Raw genomic sequence first — 18391 nt, forward strand, 5'->3', positions numbered from 1 at the left:
CCGGCCGGCCACCCGGCACTGGCGGCGGCAACCGACTACTTCACCCTGCGCTGGGGCAACGGTCACGGCGAGCGCCACAGCCTCCCCTTCGCCGAATACGCCGACGATTCCTGGTGGCGCTACTGGCGCTACCGGCTGATGGAGGCCACCGGCCTGTCGACGTTCTGATCGGGCCTCACAACCCGAAGGGATAGGTATCGGCCGCCCCCGCCAGTGCCCGGCTGTCCAGTGGCGTCACCGCCCGGCTGCGATCAACCCAGATGTACTCGTCGAACTGGCGCGGCAACTCGGCGTGGAAGTAGTGGCTGACCCGCTCGGTCTCCGGGCGGTAGATGACGCCGACAGCGCGCTCCAGGCGCTGCTCGCTCAGCCCGGTACGCACCTCCGGATCGGCAGTCGCCGCGTTCAGCGGCAGGAGGAAGCCGGCCCGACCGGTCTCGTGGCAGAGGCGCTCGTAGCTGTCGGGCAGCGCCGGACGCAGGTTCTTGACCTCCATCGGCTCGTCCCAGTTCGAAGCGGCCGCCACCGTGCCGGTATCCGTGCCGAAACCGATCGAATAGACGGCCTCGCCAAAGCGCGCCCGGCACAGCTGGCCGATATTGAACTCGCCGCGTCGCGACATGTCGGTCGCCCGCGCGTCACCGACGTGCGAATTGTGCGCCCAGATCACGCCGCGACTTCCCTCGCCGTGGTGGCCCAGCAGCGCCTCGAGGGTCTCGAACATGTGCGTGTCGCGCAGGTTCCAGGAGCTGCGCGAGCCGTAGAACATCGAGCGGTAATACTCCTCGGCATTGGCGACCAGGCGGGCGTTCTGCACCGCATCAAGGAAGCGGTCGCCGTCCTTCTCGGCGTAGACGCGGTGGCGCTGCTGCAGGTCGCGCAGCATCTCGACCACCGGCGCCTCGCAACCGGCATAGCCCGGACTCAGGGCCATGCGGGCGTAGGTCGCCGGGTCAGGCTCGAACGGGGTCAGACAGCTGTAGCGCTCACGGGCGACGGCCGCCGCCTCGGGGTCGACCTCGTCGAGGTACTCGAGCACCGCCGCGATCGAGTTGTAGAGGCTGTACAGATCCAACCCGTGAAAGGCGACACGATCGGCCGCCGCCCGCTCGGCGTTGTGCCCGCGCAGCCAGTCGACGAAACCGCGCACCTCCTCGTTGCGCCACATCCAGGTGGGAAACCGCGCGAAGGCCGTCCACTCCGAGGGCGGATACTCGGCATGCCGCACGTAGTGATCGATACGCGCGGCATCCGGCCAGTCCCCCTCGATGGCGACGAAATCGAAGCCCTTCTCCTCGATCAGGGCGCGCGTGATGCGCTGGCGGGCGCGGTAGAACTCCGAGGTGCCGTGAGAGGCCTCGCCGATCAGCACCAGGCGCGCATCGCCGATGCGCTCGAGCAGGCCGTCCAACGGGAGATCGTCGACCGAATCGAACGGCTCGGACACCGTGGCGATGCGTTCGATCAGGCGCTGATCCGCCTCGGATACGGTCCGGCGACCGAAACCCCGCCGCGGCCGCGGACGGCCCTCGGCCCACCCCGCCTCACCGACCAGCGGCACGAAGCGGACATCGGCAATGTCCTCGGTGCGGAAGTCGTTCTCGCCCACCCGGGTGATGCGCACCAGTTCCTGGACCTCGTCCTCCGAGCCGACCGGCACCACCAGACGCCCGCCGATCGCCAGCTGGTGCTTGAGCGCCTCGGGCACGGCCGGCGCGCCGGCCGCCACCATGATCGCATCGAAGGGCGCGGCCTCCGGCCAGCCGAGCGAACCGTCACCGGTACGCACCTCGACATTGTGGAAACCGCCCGAAGCCAGGGCCTGCCCGGCCAGATCCGCCAACTCGCCGATGCGCTCGATGGAATAGACCCGTTCGGCAATGCAGGCCAGCACCGCGGCGGCATAGCCCGACCCCGTACCCACGTCGAGCACCCGCTCGCCCCCCTCGAGGGCAAGCGCCTCGACCATCATCGCGACGATCGCCGGCTGGGTGATGGTCTGTCCGGCGGCGATCGGCAGCGCCGTGTCCTCGTAGGCAAACTCGCGCATGTCGACCGGCACGAACATCTCTCGTGGCACGCGCCGCATCGCGTCGAGCACTCGTGGGGCGCGCACGCCCCGCGCCTGCACCTGGTAGTCCACCATCGCCTCGCGACGGCTGGCCTGATCCCGATCGGGCATGGATCACCTCCCGATGTGCTCCTTCTCCAGTGGCCTCTGGTCGAAGCATAGCCGTTCGGTGGCCACGAGTCGGACAAGCGACGAAAGCACATCTATAGTGCAGTTGATACACCAAATGCACCTTTGTGGGGCGCCCAAGGGCCGTTTCATGCCCTCAGATGCGGCACTCAGGCATGGAACGATTCCTGCTTTTGGTGCAGCCAGCAATTCAGACAGGAGACTTCGATGGAAACCTTTCAGGATGGTGCAAACACCTTCTTCCTCTTGATCGGCGCGGCCATGGTGCTGGCCATGCACGCCGGCTTCGCCTTTCTCGAGGTGGGCACCGTGCGCGAGAAGAACCAGGTGAATGCCCTGGTAAAGATCATCGGTGACTTTGCGGTGGCGACGATCGCCTACTTCTTCATCGGCTACTCGATCGCCTACGGCATGGACTTCTACGCCGCAGCCGCCGAGCTCAGCGTCGGCAACGGTTACGAGCTGGTCAAGTTCTTCTTCCTGCTGACCTTCGCGGCGGCCATCCCGGCCATCGTGTCCGGTGGCATTGCCGAGCGGGCCAAGTTCTACCCGGTACTCGCCGCCACCTTCCTGCTGGTCGCCTTCGTCTACCCGGTCTACGAAGGGATGATCTGGAACGGTCGTTTCGGCCTGCAGGGCTGGCTGGAGTCGACGTTCGGCGCCGGTTTCCACGACTTCGCCGGCTCGATGGTGGTGCATGGCATGGGTGGATGGATCGCGCTGGCCGCCGTACTGCTGCTCGGCGCCCGTCGCGGTCGCTACAACAAGAACGGCATGGCCGCGCACCCGCCGTCGAGCATCCCGTTCCTCGCGCTGGGCGCCTGGATCCTCACTGTCGGCTGGTTCGGCTTCAACGTCATGTCCGCCCAGTCGGTCGAAGCCGTCTCCGGCCTCGTGGCCCTCAACTCGCTGATGGCGATGGTCGGCGGGGTACTCGCGGCACTGTTCGTCGGTCGCAATGACCCGGGCTTCGTGCACAACGGCCCGCTGGCCGGCCTGGTGGCCATCTGTGCCGGTTCGGACATCGTGCACCCGCTCGGTGCGCTCGCCATCGGTGCAGCCGGCGGCGCCCTGTTCGTGGGCACCTTCATCCTGACCCAGAACCGCTGGAAGATCGACGACGTACTCGGTGTCTGGCCGCTGCACGGCCTGTGCGGTGCCTGGGGCGCAATCGCCGCGGGCATCTTCGGCCTCGAGGCGCTCGGCGGCATGGGCGGCGTCAGCCTGCTCTCGCAGCTGGTGGGCACCCTGGTCGGTATCGGCATCGCCCTGATCGGCGGCTTCGTCATCTACTGGGCGCTCAAGAGCACCGTCGGTATCCGCCTGACCGAGGAACAGGAATTCGAGGGCGCCGACCTCTCGATCCACCGCATCACGGCCACGCCGACTACCGGCGACCGGTAAGGGCCTCCCGCCCCGGCAACCAAGCCACCGCCTTCGCGGTGGCTTTTTTCGTTCCGGGACTCTATCCGGTCGGTCAACCCGTGCTCGCGGGTGCTAAGGTCGGAACGTCGGCAGCCCGGCCGACAGGATGAAACGCGAGACCGACCGATGCCTCGACACGACGGCCATCCGGATGCAGTGAAGCCCGCTCATCGGCAGCCTGTCGATGCGGTGCTCGCCCAGCAGGCCACTTCGCTCGAGAACGGCTTGACGGCCGGCGAGGTCCGCGCGCGCCGGCATCGGCATGGTCCCAACCGCCTCCCCGAGGCTCGGGGCCCCAGCGTGTGGCGGTTACTGCTCAACCAGGTCGAAAGCCTGGTGGTGATCCTGCTGTTCAGTGCCGCCGTCGCGGCCGCGGCCTTCGGCAGCACCATCGAGGCGATCGCGATTCTGGCGGCCCTCGTGGTCAACACCGTTGTCGGCTTTGCCATGGAATGGCGCGCCAGCCGAGCCATGGAGGCGCTGCAGCGCATGAGCACCGCCCAGGTCCACGTCCGACGGGACGGCAAGACGCACCGGATCGGCGCCGACCAGCTGGTACCGGGCGATATCGTGCTGCTGGAAGCCGGCGACGTGATCATGGCCGACCTGCGGCTGGTCGAGTCCAATCGGCTGCAATGCAACGAATCGGCACTGACCGGCGAGTCGACCGCGGTCGACAAGATCACCGAACCGCTGCCGGAGGGCAACCCGCCCATCGCCGACCGACGCAACATGGGCTATGCCGGCACCGCGGTCACGCAGGGATCCGGCACTGGCGTGGTCGTGGCGACAGGACTGGCGACCGAGCTCGGCGCGATCGCCCGGCTGGTGGCGGAGTCGGGGAAATCGATTACGCCGCTGGAAAAACGCCTCGACCGACTCGGCCAGCGGCTGATCTGGCTAACCCTGGTGGTTGCCGCGCTGGTCGCCGGGGCGGGCATGCTCGCCGGCACCGATCTGCGCCTGATGGTGGAGACCGCGATTGCCATGGCGATTGCCGCTGTCCCGGAGGGGCTGCCGGTGGTGGCGACGCTCGCCCTTGCCCAGGGCATGCTCCGCATGGCCAGCCGCAACGCGCTGGTCAAGCGCCTCTCGGCCGTGGAGACCCTGGGCGCGGCGAACGTCATCTTCACCGACAAGACCGGCACACTGACCCAGAACCACATGACGCTCAGCCGACTGGCGCTCGATCGGGGCGTCATAGAGCTTCACGACGACGAGCCACGCCTGGGTGACACGCCTCTTGATCCCCAGGGCACGCCCGACCTCGCCGCCTTGCTGGAAACAGCAACGCTTTGCAACAACGCCAGCCTGGAATCGCACGGGGCAGTCGGCGACCCTACCGAGGTCGCGCTGCTGGAGGCCGCGAACCGAACCGGGATCACGCGCTCGGAGCTGCTTGACGCACTGCCCGAGACCCGCGAGGTGAGTTTCGACCCGGCGGTCAACATGATGGCCACCTACCATGCCGCGGCCGACGGATTCCGGGTGGCTGTCAAGGGCGCACCGGAATCGGTCATCGAGGCCTGTACCCGCGTACTGACCGCCGATGGCGAACGGAACCTGGACGAGTCGGACCGTCGCGACTGGATGCAGCGGAGCGAGTCACTCGCCGCCGACGGCCTGCGCACCCTGATGCTGGCGCAGAAGAGCGTCGACGACGAATCGGGCAATCCCTACGAGGGGCTGACGCTGCTGGGGGTCGCCGGGCTGTATGACCCGCCGCGCAAAGGCATCCGCGAGACGATCGCGGCCTGCCAGGAGGCCGGCATCCGACTGGTCATGGTAACGGGCGACCACGACGCCACGGCCCGGGCGGTGGCCCGCGAGGTCGGCATCGCCGACGCCGACGCGCCGCCCGCAGACCCGGCCACCCTCGACCGCCTCGGCGCTCTAACAACCGCCGAACGCGAGGCCCTGCTCGCCCAGGGGGTATTCGCGCGCATCTCGCCGCAACAGAAACTCGAGCTGATCCAGCTCTACCAGGAAGCCGGCTGGGTCGTGGGCATGATCGGTGACGGCGTGAATGATGCACCGGGACTGAAGAAGGCCGACATCGGCATCGCCATGGGCCAGCGCGGTACCGAAGTCGCCCGCGAGGCGGCCGACATGGTGCTCAAGGACGATGCCTTCGCGACCATCGTCGACGCCGTGCGCCACGGGCGGACGATATTCCAGAACATCCGCCGCTTCATCGTTTATCTGCTCTCGGGCAACCTCGGCGAGATCCTGGCCATCTCCGCCGCCGCCATGGTCGCGGCACCGCTGCCGATGCTGCCGCTGCAGATCCTCTACATCAATTTCGTCTCGGACGTGATGCCCGCGCTGGCGCTGGGATTGAACCGCAGCGAGGCCGGCATCATGGATCGCCCGCCGCGCGACCCGGCCGAACCCATCCTGATGCGACGCCACTGGTCGGCCATCGGTGGCTATGCCGTCATCATCGCGGCCACGGCCCTGGCGGCCTTCGCCGTCGCCCTGCTCGTTCTGGAACTGGACACGGCCATGGCGGTCACCATTTCGTTTCTGACGTTCGGCTTCGCCCGGCTATGGCACGTGTTCAACATGCGCAGCAGTCGCTCGCCACTGCTGCTCAACGAGGTGACAAGCAACGGCTTTGTCTGGGCCGCCATCGGCGTCGGCGTGCTTCTGCTCCTGGTTGCCACGTATCTCGCCCCACTGGCCGATATTCTCGGGGTCACGCCGCCGGGCGCCCGTGAGTGGCTGCTGATCCTGGGCTTCTCCGTGCTGCCCCTGCTGATCGTCCAGTCGCTCAAGCACGCCGGACTATGGTGGGAGCGCCCACCTCACCCGGACACGAGGGACGACTAGTTGAGATCACGCGGGATCTCGTAGTCCCAGTTCTTGGAGAACACGCGCTTCTCGGCCTCTCCTTCACCCTCGTAGGCGTCGAGTTCGGCGTGAAGCAGAAAGTGGGTGGAATTGGCGGTCAGCACCGTGCGGGTGACGGTGCGCACGGCCCAGCCATCGCGACGGTAGCCTCGTTCCCAGAGGGTCTCGCCGCGGGGCGACTGGTAGTCGTAGCCGCGGTAGCTGTAACACTCCAGGGCCTTGCGCTGCATTTCCAGATCGACGGGCTCGAGGTAGACCGTGCCATCATCGTTGATTACCTCGAGGGTGGATTCGTCGGTCTCCAGGTCACGGATCACGCGCCACTTGTGCTGCCCCGCCTCGAGTCGTCGAGTCGGCGTGGGTGACGCACCCTCCGGCTCGGCGAATTCGATCAGCCGATCCTCGGCATCACGCCGAGGACGCTCGGGCAGCACCAGCTCGCTCGCGCCGGTGTGGATGGTCACCCGGGCCGGTTGCGGGGCGGGCCAGGCCAGCGGCCAGTAGGATGTCGAAATCGACACCCGCACCCGGCTGCCGGCCGGAAACACATGGCCGATGTGGTTGAGCGTGACCTCGACGCGGTAACGCTTGCCCGGTTCGAGCGCCTCCGGCTCTTCCGAGCCGTTGCGATGGGTAAGATTGAGCAACCCGTAGGTCACCCGCGTCGCCTTGTCGTCGGGGGCGACGTCCGAAAGTCGCACGGCGACCATTGCCACCGGCTGATCGACGGACAGATCCAGCGCCAGCCTGGGCGCACCCAAAATCTCCAGCGGCTCGTCGAGGCTCGCGGTGTCGAACACCAGCGCACCGCCGTCTTCCTCGCGCTGGTCGTGCGGCAGGTCGGGGGTGGCGGCATACGAGCACCACTTGCCGGCGAAACGGCCCACCGACAGAGGCGACTGGATGGACATGGGCACGTCGTCGACCGTGGCACCCTCCGGTTCGAGCAATGCCGGCCAGGCCAACGTGAGCCGCCGCGACCGGATCCGCGGCGAGGGCCAGCTGGCCTCGCCGACCCAGCGCCCGGGGCGCTCCTGGTAGAAAGTGGTCGGCGGCATGTAGTCCTGCATCCAGGCCCGCAACATGGGCTCTTCCATGATTCCGGTCTCCTCGCCCTTGAGCCACTGGTCCCACCAGCGCAGGCATTCCTGCAGGAAACCGATGGCGGGCCCCGGCACCCCCTGATGCGGATACTTGTGACTCCAGGGGCCGACCAGCCCCAGGCGCGGCACCTGCAACCCGGCGAGCAGACGGAACACCGAGTTGGTATAGCCATCCGCCCAGCCGGACACGGCCATCACCGGACACTGGATGGCGCTCCAGTCCTCGCACACCGAGCCGTGACGCCAATAGGCATCGCGACGCTGGTGGCGAAGCCACTTCTCGAGCCAGAGCCCACTGCCATCCAGGCGCTCGTGCCACATCTCGCGCCAGCGCTCGCCGACGATCTCCGGGTCGGGCGGCAAGGAATTGAAGGCGAACATGGTGGACGCCCAGGACAGGTTGTCGCCCAAAAGACAGCCGCCCATGTGATGGACATCATCGCCATAGCGGTCGTCGGTCGAGGCCACCGTTACGATGCCCTTGAGCTCCGGCGGGCGAAGCGCGGCGATCTGCAGACCGTTGAAGCCACCCCAGGAGATGCCGATCATGCCGACCGAGCCGGAGCACCAGCTCTGCGAGGCGATCCAGCGGATCACCTCGACGCCGTCGTCGAGCTCCTGCTGCAGGTACTCGTCGAGCAACACCCCTTCGGAGTCGCCACTGCCACGCAGGTCGACTCGCACGCAGGCGTAGCCGTGCCCGGCGAAGTAAGGGTGCATCACGTCGTCGCGGGCCCGGGTGTTGTCACGACGGCGATACGGGATGTACTCGAGAATGGCCGGAACCGGCTCGGCCTCGGCATTTTCCGGCAGCCAGATCCGGGCGGCCAGTCGGGTCCCGTCACTCAAGGGAATCCAGACATGCTCGATCTCGCGTACCGCCTGCGGGAAGGCGTCAACAGTCTTCACTCGGCACCTCCAGTGCGAACGGGTTGGCAGCCTCGTCGGTCTCGCTTCATTCGATCCCCCGGAACTCGAGCGGCAGACGCTCGAGCAGTTCGTCGTACCGGGCATGCACCTCGTCGTGGCTCGCGCCTCCAAGGAAGATCACCGCCACCTCGTAGCTGTAGGCATCCTGGCCACGCATCTCGGAGAGCCGGTCGCCCTCCTCGACCTCGATCTGGATCTCCGCGCCGGGGAATGCTTCCTCGAGTTCGCGCAGCTCTTCCTCGGTCGGCACCCGGCTGACGATGGCGTCTTCGTAGCGACGCACCATGTACTTGATCGCCACGTGGTGCCGACCCTCCCAGCGCGGGAACGAAGGCCGCCGGCCGAGCGCGATATCGATGGCCACCTCGTGGTGGGACGCACCGGCCACCTTGATGAACAGCGGCGAGTGGGATTTCGACATCCGGGTATTCACCTCGAGCAACCAGATCTGGTCGCCCTCCTCGTCCCAGAAGAACTCGATGTTGAACGGCGTGTCATCGAGATCCATCGCAGGGACCGCTCGGCGGGTGATCTCCAGCAGGCGGTTCTCCACCGATTCGGGTAGCTGCGAGGGGAATTCGTAGCGGGCGAACGAGGAGTTCATCTCCCCTTCGCGTACGGAATCGACCACTCCGTAAACCACCACCTTGCCGTGACGGACATACCCCTCCACCGTGCATTGCCAGCCGTCGATGGGCTTTTCGATCGTGCAGTGATACGCATCAAGCTCCGTGGGGATGTCGTCGGGCAGCGAAGCTCGCTCGATGAAACTGGCGAACGGCTCGCCGAAGCGGCGGATGCCGGCACGCAGCCCCTCGATCGCCTCTTCCAGCATCTCCGGGCCATCTACCCGGTAGACCATCTGCGAGGAGAAACCGATATTCGGCTTGATCCAGAACGGGTAGTCGAGGGTGACCTGCGACACCGCATGCTCGTCAAAGGGGTCAAAGCTCTGGAACGCCGGGACGTGTTCGGGAATGGCCATGGCCTGGCGCAGGCGCGACCAGTACTTGTGCTCCGCGATCAGGATACTCTCGAGGCTCGGGCCGGACAGCCCGTACGCCTGGCGAAAAATCACGCGCAGGGCGGTGGTGGGGAAATCCCAGTGGCCGATGACGGCATCGGGTCGCACGCCGGCGCCTTCGATCTGCCGACACCCCTCGTCGATCATCTCCTCGATCGGGTAGGAATCCGGGTTGACCACCATGTCGTAGTGCAGCAACCCGTGAAAGGCGTAGTCGTGCGCGTGCCGAACGGTATTCAGCTGCCTGAGGTGAAAGTCGTCCAGCCCGATAACGAACACGTGCCTGGTCATGCGGCCTCCTCGCACAGTCTGCTCGCAGCCAGCCAAGGCCGGCTGCCTGTCCGTGCGGATCGTCGAGGAGAAGATAGCAGTCGGACGAGTCCACTGCCGGTCGGAGGGTTACGCGCCGTCTCGAGGCGGCGGATCGTCCGGTTCGTGCTTGTGGGACTGTTTCTGCTGGTACATCGACTCGTCGGCCACCGCGATCAGTGCCTCGACGCTGTCACCGGAATCGGGGAAGACCGCCCGACCGATGCTGGCCCGCGGATGTAGGGTCACATCCCCCACCTGAAGCGGCTTCTCAATCGCCTTCAGGATCTTCTTCGCCACTCGATCGACCGCCGTCACCGTGGCCGGGCGGGCTACCAGCACGGCGAATTCGTCACCACCCTGGCGACTCACCGTGTCCTCGTCCCGCGTCACCTTCTCCATGCGCCGCGCCAGCGCAATCAACAGCTCGTCACCCACGTCGTGGCCATAGGTATCGTTGATCGGCTTGAAGCCATCGAGATCGACATACAGCACGCCCACCAGCTCGCCATGCCGCTCGGCCGAGGACAGCGCCCGCTCGAGTCGCTCGTGGAACAGGGTGCGGTTGGCCAGCCCGGTGAGCGCATCGTGGTGGGCCTGGTGCCACATGGCCCACTCGCGCGCCTTGGCCTCTGAGATGTCCGAGAACATCACCACGAATCGCTGTTCGCCGAGATCGCTGGTGATCGCGGTAAACGAGGCGAGCGTCGGGAAGAAGTTGGTGCCGTTGCCGAAGCGGCGCAGCCACAGCTCGCCTTCCCAGGCGCCGCTGGCGCGCAACTGTTCGCGCACCAGGTTGAACGGCGTGGTTTCCTCGCGCTCGAACACCAGCTCGTCGACGAAGCGATCCAGCAGTTCGGCCTGATCAATGCCCAGCAGGTGCTCGACCGCCGGGTTGGCCGAGAGGATGCGCCCCTCCTCGTTGGCGATGACCACCCCTTCGTGCGTGGATCGGAGAATGGTCGCCGCCTGACGGGATTCCTCGTTGGCGACGATCCGGTCGGTGATGTCCTGCACGGTACCCTGCATGCGGATGGCCCGGCCTCGACCATCCAGTTCCACCGTACCGCGCTCGTGTACGTAACGGATCTTGTCGTCCGGCCGCACGATACGGTGATCGATCTCGTACGACTCGCCGCTGATAAGCGAGTCCTCGACCGCGTGCTTGATGCGCTCGCGATCGTCCGGATGCGTCATCTCCAGGAACCGCTCGTAGGTCGGGGTGAAGCTCCGCGGGGCGTGACCGAAGATGCGATAGACCTCGTCGGACCAGTTCAGCTCGCCGCTGGTGACATCGAAGGTCCAGCTGCCCACCCGGGCGATCCGCTGTGCCTCGTTCAGGCTGCGCAACCAGTGTTCGCGCTCGCGGTGACGACCCGATTCGCGCAGGTTCAGGTGGATGAGCGAACCGATGGTCAGCAGCACGAGAATCGCGGTCAGCCCCACCTTGATCCACAACCAGGACCATGCCTGGGCAACCGATGGCACCGCCGCATAACGCACCAGGTAGGCCCCCTTGAGGCCGGTCGTCGTCTCGATGGGGAGAAAGGAAGCCACCACCGGCTCGGGCTGGCGCGTCACCACCGAGAAGGCCTGCCAGTCATCCATGCGGTCGCGCACCCGGGGGGCGATCACGCGGCCGATTGCCCTCAGCCGCTCCTGGCTCCATTCACGCGCCATGGGAAACGAGTAGCCGAGCTGGGTCAGGTCCGCATGTCGATCGATGACGAACCCCGGATGAACAGGTGAGTCCATGTAGTTTTTCTGTCGCTCGTCATCCCAGACCTTCTTCACCACCAGATCACGCGAAACCAGCAGGCGATAGGCGCCCAGATAGCGATCGGCGTGCGAAAGGAGGAAGGAGCGGAACGAGTAGGACGTTTCCACCGAGCCGACGAACCTGCCGTCGTGAAACATCGGGAAGATGTAGCGAAACCCGTTGAAGATCCGCCCTTCCTCGAAGCCGCTGACCGGCTCGCGCTCGGCGTTCACCCGCGCAATGCCGGCGCGCGCCTTCCAGAGGTTGTCACCGAACCGTTCCGGGCGATGAAAGCGCAGGAAACTGATCGCGCCGGGCAGGTGGAAATGCAGCTGGCGAAAGCCCTTTTCGCGCATCCTTTCATAGAGGGGGGTCAGCCGTTCGAGCAGTTCCTGACGCAGCTCGGCCAACCGCTGCTCGTCCTGCGTATGCGCCGCCTCGAACATCAGGCGGCGGATCGCCGGCTCGTTGATCTTGTCTTCGAACACCTGATGGGCAAGGGCTGCCTGGTGCTGATTCAGCGCGCGATACTCGACCGTCAGATGCTCGATGGATTTCTCACGCGTGGTGTCGATGAGATTGCGGTAGGAATCCAGGTACGACCAGACCAGGAGCAGGAACACCAGCGCCCCGAAAACGGCGATGACGGTATTCCGGCGTACGATCCGATCATGGTGACCGTCGGTCGACGACATTGCGGGGCCCCTGCTTTCCGACACGCTCGAGAACGACTCCTGCTCGACTTATAGACCCCTAGCATATCGCGTGCCGCCGCTGCCGCACCAACCGGCCACCCTTTCTGCGCTTGCCTGCCCGCCCGACGGCGGGCCGTCGCCGCCTGATCCGAGGCTACTCCCGGGGAATCGCCGAGACCGAATCGAGCACATGATCGGCGCCCTGACGGATCTCGTCGACGATCGCCTCGACCGAACGCACCTGCTCCCGGCCACGCTGGGCAACCTGACTCGCGCTCTCGATGCGATGGACGATGTCCCCCGTGTGCTCGAGGTTGCCGCGAATCACCTCCGCGATCTCGGTGGTGGCCGTGCTGGTACGCGCGGCCAACTGGCGCACTTCGTCGGCCACCACGGCAAACCCGCGCCCCTGCTCTCCGGCGCGAGCGGCCTCGATCGCCGCATTCAGCGCAAGCAGATTGGTCTGGTCGGCGACCGCCGAAATGGTCGCAACGATGGTCGCGATGTTCTTCGACTCGGCATCGAGGTTGCCGATCACGGCCTTTGCCTCCGCGATCAGGTTGGTGATCCGATCGGAGGTCTTGATGGAGGTCCGCAGGGAATCGGCACCGCGCGCGGCGATATCCGCGGTCTGCTGGGCGGTCGAATAGGCGACCGAGGAGGCATCCCGGGTCTGCTCGGCGGCCTGCACGGCCGCGGTGATGTCGGTGGCGAACTTGATCACCTTCTCCACGTTGCCATCAGGACCGATGACCGGGTTGTAGGTGGCTTCGAGCCATAGCTCGTCGCCGTTCGCGCGCAGGCGGCGAAACCGTCCCGAGCGGAATTCCCCGTTGGCGAGTCTCTCCCAGAAATCGGGATTGTCCCGGTAGAAGGCCTCGTCGCAGAAAAGGCGATGATGGCGGCCGACGACCTCGCCCAATGGATAACCGACCGCATCAAGGAAATTGTGATTGGCATCGAGAATCTCGCCATTCGGCGTAAACGAGATCACCGCCATCGACCGATCGAGCGCTTCGAACACCGCTTCGTGATCCCGGAGCTCGCGACTGCGTTCGGTCACGTCGGCGGCAACCTTGATCACCCGGTCCACCGCACCATCCTCGCCCCGCACCGGGAAATAGGTCGCCTCGAGCCACAGGCGCTCGCCATCGAACCGACGGCGCGGAAAGGTGCCGCCGTGCGACTCGCCCCGGCGCAGCTTGTCCCAGAAAGACCGATACGCCGAGGAGGCGGCGTAATCCGGGTCGCAGAAAATGCGATGGTGCGCCCCGATCACCTCGTCGTAGGGAAAGCCGACCGCATCGAGGAAATGATCGTTGACGTCCCGGACGGTGCCATCAGGCGAGAACTCGATAAAGGCAACCGAGTCGCGAACGGCCTCGATCACCGCCCGGGTCTGCCGCAGCTCGCGACGGCAATCGACCAACTCCTCACGCGTCCGACGATTAAACATCCTGACTCCTCCGGCCGGTTGCCAAAACCTGTCGTCTCGACGCAGCCAATAACGTTTGTGTAGCGCCAGTGTACAACTCCTGTATCAGTTCTGCACAAGTATGTGCTCGCCGATGAGCTTGCCGGGCTTGGCAAGCAGGGTTTGGCATTGGATCATGCAGGCAGCGATGGCCTGTGATCACCATCTCCGAAATGCAACCGACTGGCAGGGAGTCTGAATGTCTTACCTCAAGGATTTTCCGAACAAAGACGGCTACTTTGGTGAATTTGGGGGCGCTTTTCTGCCGCCGGAGCTCGAACCGCACTTTGCCGAGATCGAACGCGCCTACCTGCGCCTGATGCGGTCGGCCGACTTCCTCAACGAACTCCGCTACATCCGCAAGCACTACCAGGGCCGTCCCACGCCGGTGTACTACGCCCACAACCTGAGCGAAGCGGTCGGTGCACACATCTACTTCAAGCGCGAAGACCTCAATCACTCCGGCGCGCACAAGCTCAACCACTGCATGGGCGAGGCGCTGCTGGCCAAGCACATGGGCAAGAAGAAGCTGATCGCCGAGACCGGCGCCGGCCAGCACGGCGTGGCGCTGGCCACCGCCGCGGCCTACTTCGGCATGGAATGCGAGATCCACATGGGCGAGATCGACATCGCCAAGGAGGCGCCCAACGTCACCCGCATGAAGCTGCTGGGCGCGAACGTGGTGCCGGTGGACTTCGGTGGCCGCAGCCTCAAGGAAGCGGTCGACTCGGCCTTCAAGAGCTACCTGTCGCAGGCCGACGAGGCGATCTTCGCCATCGGCTCGGTGGTCGGCCCGCACCCGTTCCCGAAGATGGTGCGCAACTTCCAGTCGGTAATGGGCCTGGAGGCGCGTGAGCAGTACATCGAGATGACCGGCGAGTTGCCCGACCACGTCTCCGCCTGCGTCGGCGGCGGCTCGAACGCCCTGGGCCTGTTCTCCGGCTTCATCGACGATGCGGACGTGCAGCTGCATGGCGTCGAGCCACTCGGCAAGGGCACCGAGCTCGGGCAGCACTCGGCCACCATGACCTTCGGCAAGCCAGGCATGATCCACGGCTTCAAGTGCATGCTGCTGAGTGATGAGGAAGGCAATCCGGCACCGGTGCATTCGATCGCCTCGGGCCTAGACTACCCCGGTGTGGGCCCCGAGCACTCCTACCTGAAGACCTCCGGCCGGGTGAACTACCATGCCGTGACGGACGACGAAACGCTCGAGGCCTTCTACACGCTCTCGCGCAAGGAAGGCATCATCCCGGCACTCGAATCGGCCCACGCGATTGCCTGGGCAATGAAGTTCGGCCGGGAAAACCCGGGTGCCACCATCCTCGCCAACCTCTCCGGACGTGGCGACAAGGACATCGACTACGTCACGGAGAACTTCGGTCATGGCTGATCACGAAACCATCGAGACCCGCGCGGCGACCATCGGCGCGCCCGGCTCGCCGGACGCCCTGCGACTGATGCTGCTGGGCTCGGGCGAGCTGGGCAAGGAAGTCGCCATCGAGGGACAGCGACTCGGCCTGGAGATCATTGCCGTCGATCGCTACGCGAACGCCCCGGCGATGCAGGTGGCCCACCGCTCGCACGTGATCGACATGCTCGACGGGACGGCACTCAGGAGCGTGATCACGCAGGAGATGCCCGCGCTGATCGTTCCGGAAATCGAGGCGATCGCCACGCCCACCCTGCTCGAGCTGGAAGCCCAGGGCTTCGTGGTTACGCCCACGGCCCGTGCCGCCCGACTGACCATGGACCGCGAAGGCATCCGGCGGCTTGCCGCCGAGACGCTCTCGCTGCCGACCAGCCGCTTTGCGTTCGCCGAAACCGAAGAGCAGTTCCTCGATGCGATCGATGCCATCGGTACGCCCTGCGTGGTCAAACCGGTGATGAGCTCCTCTGGCAAGGGCCAGTCGCTGATCAAAGCGGAACGGGACGCATTGCGGGCCTGGGAATTCGCCCAGTCGGGTGGACGTGCCGGGCGCGGCCGGGTAATCGTCGAGTCGTTCATCGACTTCGACTACGAGATCACCCTGCTCACCGTCCGCCACCGTGACGGCATCACCCTCTGCCCACCGATCGGTCACACCCAGGTCGACGGTGACTACCGCGAGAGCTGGCAGCCACACCCGATGAGCGAAACGGCCATGGAACGCGCCGGCAAGATCGCCCGGGCAGTCGTCGAGGAACTGGGCGGCTACGGCATCTTCGGCGTGGAGTTGTTCGTCAAGGGCGACGAGGTCTGGTTCAGCGAGGTCTCGCCGCGACCGCATGACACGGGTCTGGTGACACTGACCTCGCAGGATTTGTCTGAGTTCGCCCTGCACCTGCGCGCCATGCTGGGTCTGCCGATCCACGAAATCGTTCAGCGCGGCCCCTCCGCCTCCTGCGCGATCGTGCGCGAGGGCGACACCGGCCACCCGAAGCTCACCGGTGCGGCGGCGGCACTGGCCGAACCCGGCACCGAACTGCGCCTGTTTGGCAAGCCGACCCTCCACGGCAAGCGCCGGCTCGGGGTGGCGCTTGCCCGCGGGGAGTCTGTCGACCAGGCGCGCGAGCGCGCCCGTCGCGCTGCGGGATCGGTACAGCTCAAGCACTGATCGACCAAGGCCGTTGAGCCATACTCCGACGGACGAACGCAAACGGAGCATCCTCAGCATGAGCACGCGCCAGATCATCCGGCTTGACGGCAGTGGCGGCCGAACCGAACCGCACCGGAATCCGGTCGGCACCTGGATCCAGTTGAACTGGGAGGACCGGGACGACCGGGCCTGGCTGGAGGACGAGTCCGGCGTGGACGAGCTGGCAGCCGACAGCCTTCTTGCCGAGGACACGCGCCCGCGGGTGGTCGAACACGAGATTGGCCTGCTGCTGATCCTGCGCGGCGTGAACCTCAACGCCGGCCGGCGCCCGGAGGACATGATCTCGCTGCGTCTGTGGTTCGACGGCGAGCGGCTGATCAGCACCTCGCGCTACCCGCTACGCACTGTCGCGGGCATCGTCGAACGACTCGACGAGGGCACCGGACCGGCCTCGCTTGCCGAACTGCTGCTGGAACTGATCGAGGGCCTGACCGACCGGATCGACGAGCTGATCGAGTCGATCGAGGAGGAAATCGACGAACTCGAGGCCACGCTGCTCGAGGGAGCGGACCGCGAACTGCGCAGCCAGATCGGCCAGGTGCGTCGCACCATCATCGTGATCCGCCGCTATCTCGCCCCCGAACGGGACGCCCTGGTCCGGCTGACCAGCATCAACCGCCCCCTGCTGGCCGAACTGGACCGGGGACGCATCCGCGAGCAGGCCGATGCGCTCACCCGGCTGGTCGAGGATCTCGACATGGCCCGCGAGCGCGGCGCGATGATCCACGAGCAACTGCTCACACGTCTTTCCGACCAGCTCAATACCCGCATGTACCTGCTGTCGATCGTCGCGGCGATCTTCCTGCCGCTCGGGTTCATCACCGGCCTGTTCGGCATCAATGTCGGCGGCATGCCGTGGGTGGAGACGGAGCTCGGCTTCTGGTGGGTCACCCTGCTTGTCGCGGCGCTCGCCTTCGGCCTCGGCATCTGGCTCAAGCGCCGCCGCTGGTTCTAGCGATCGCCCTCATCCCAGGGCAACGTCGAGGACCATCATCAGGGTAAAACCGCCGATCACGCCAAGCGTGGCGGCATCGGCGTGACCGCTGCGTTGTGCCTCCGGGATCACCTCCTCGACCACGACGAAGATCATCGCCCCGGCGGCGAAAGCGAGCGCGTACGGTAGCACCGGCTCCCAGAACAGCACCGCCGCTGCGCCGACCACCCCGGCGATCGGTTCGACCGCGCCGGACAGCTGTCCGTACCAGAAGCTCTTGAAACGCCCCACCCCCTCGCGGCGCAACGGCATCGCCACGGCCATGCCCTCGGGAAAGTTCTGGATGCCGATGCCGACGGCCAGCGCAATCGCCGCGCCGAGGCTGGCATTGTCGAAGCCGTAGGCCAGCGCGCCGAAGGCCACCCCGATCGCCAACCCCTCGGGAATGTTGTGCAGCGTGATAGCCAGCACCAGCAGCGTGGTGCGCCGCCAGGTGGTCGAGATGCCCTCGGCCTCGGCCATCGGCGCGTTCAGATGCAGGTGCGGCAGGATCATGTCGGTCCCGCGCAGGAACAACGCACCAAGCATGAAACCCACCGCGGCCGGAAACCAGGCCGGCACCGCAAGGTCTTCCGCCATCTCGATGGATGGCGCCAGCAACGACCAGAAACTCGCCGCGATCATCACCCCGCCGGTGAAGCCCAGCAGGATGTCGAGCAGGCGCCGATTCTCCCGGTCGGTAAAGAAGACGGGCAACGCGCCCGCCGCTGTCATGCCCCAGGTGAACAGCGTGGCGATCAGTGCCTGCATGACCGGCGAGGCATGCAGGAATGCATCGACCGGGCTCGTCAGGAAGTCTGGCATCGAGTCTCCTTTCCCAAGCGTCGCGGAACGTGCCTTGCACGTGGCCAGCGTGCCCCTGATCAGCATAGCCGCTCGACCGGGACAGGGGGGCGGCCTCGACATCCGTGCAATTACCTCCCGCCGTAGTACCTTATGTAAACAACCAGTTATTACGATGGAGGCCGCGTAACGGACATGACGCG

General features: G+C 66.0%; 11 protein-coding genes. 5 read left to right on the forward strand and 6 right to left on the reverse strand.

All coding sequences use genetic code 11. The features are described 5' to 3' along the window. Window positions 1–175 precede the first annotated feature (175 nt). A complete protein-coding gene (locus AWR35_RS01460; protein ID WP_058574197.1) occupies window positions 176–2182 on the reverse strand; it encodes a protein-L-isoaspartate(D-aspartate) O-methyltransferase in 2007 nt (668 codons plus the stop codon). Window positions 2183–2407: 225 nt separating this feature from the next. Between AWR35_RS01460 and AWR35_RS01465 the strand changes: the two genes are divergently transcribed. Continuing rightward, on the forward strand, window positions 2408–3604 hold the full coding sequence (locus tag AWR35_RS01465; protein WP_058574198.1) for an ammonium transporter: 1197 nt from the start codon (window positions 2408–2410) through the stop codon (window positions 3602–3604). A gap of 147 nt (window positions 3605–3751) precedes the next feature. Then, window positions 3752–6457, forward strand: coding sequence for a cation-transporting P-type ATPase (locus tag AWR35_RS01470; protein WP_058574199.1), 2706 nt, complete (start codon window positions 3752–3754; stop codon window positions 6455–6457). Here AWR35_RS01470 and AWR35_RS01475 read toward each other — a convergent pair. From AWR35_RS01475 to AWR35_RS10980, 4 genes are all read right to left on the reverse strand, one after another. Continuing rightward, window positions 6454–8490, reverse strand: a complete 2037-nt coding sequence (locus AWR35_RS01475; RefSeq protein WP_058574200.1) for a CocE/NonD family hydrolase — start codon at window positions 8488–8490, stop codon at window positions 6454–6456. The genes AWR35_RS01470 and AWR35_RS01475 overlap by 4 nt on opposite strands. Window positions 8491–8536: 46 nt before the next feature. Beyond that, window positions 8537–9826 (reverse strand): ATP-grasp domain-containing protein, encoded by a 1290-nt coding sequence (locus tag AWR35_RS01480; RefSeq protein ID WP_058574201.1) that lies wholly within the window; start codon window positions 9824–9826, stop codon window positions 8537–8539. Between the two features lie 108 nt (window positions 9827–9934). Next, complete coding sequence (locus AWR35_RS01485; RefSeq protein ID WP_058574202.1) at window positions 9935–12298, reverse strand: diguanylate cyclase; 2364 nt, start codon at window positions 12296–12298, stop codon at window positions 9935–9937. A gap of 154 nt (window positions 12299–12452) precedes the next feature. Beyond that, entirely contained in the window at window positions 12453–13754 is a 1302-nt protein-coding gene (locus AWR35_RS10980; protein ID WP_082663835.1) for a methyl-accepting chemotaxis protein, read from the reverse strand. A 217-nt stretch (window positions 13755–13971) separates the two neighbouring features. Between AWR35_RS10980 and trpB the strand changes: the two genes are divergently transcribed. From trpB to AWR35_RS01505, 3 genes are read left to right on the forward strand one after another with little or no spacing between them, the layout of a single operon-like run. After that, entirely contained in the window at window positions 13972–15165 is a 1194-nt protein-coding gene (gene trpB, locus AWR35_RS01495; protein WP_058574203.1) for a tryptophan synthase subunit beta, read from the forward strand. Continuing rightward, window positions 15158–16369: a formate-dependent phosphoribosylglycinamide formyltransferase gene (purT, locus tag AWR35_RS01500; protein WP_058574204.1), complete on the forward strand. Its 1212-nt coding sequence runs from the start codon at window positions 15158–15160 to the stop codon at window positions 16367–16369. The genes trpB and purT overlap by 8 nt, the downstream gene beginning before the upstream one ends. A gap of 58 nt (window positions 16370–16427) precedes the next feature. Continuing rightward, window positions 16428–17366, forward strand: coding sequence for a zinc transporter ZntB (locus AWR35_RS01505; RefSeq protein WP_058574205.1), 939 nt, complete (start codon window positions 16428–16430; stop codon window positions 17364–17366). 9 nt (window positions 17367–17375) lie between these two features. Here the strand turns inward: AWR35_RS01505 and AWR35_RS01510 are convergent, their stop codons facing one another. Beyond that, window positions 17376–18209, reverse strand: coding sequence for a ZIP family metal transporter (locus AWR35_RS01510; protein ID WP_058574206.1), 834 nt, complete (start codon window positions 18207–18209; stop codon window positions 17376–17378). Window positions 18210–18391 lie beyond the last annotated feature (182 nt).

It is taken from the genome of Guyparkeria sp. WRN-7, assembly GCF_001641825.1.
Taxonomy (GTDB): Bacteria; Pseudomonadota; Gammaproteobacteria; order Halothiobacillales; family Halothiobacillaceae; genus Guyparkeria.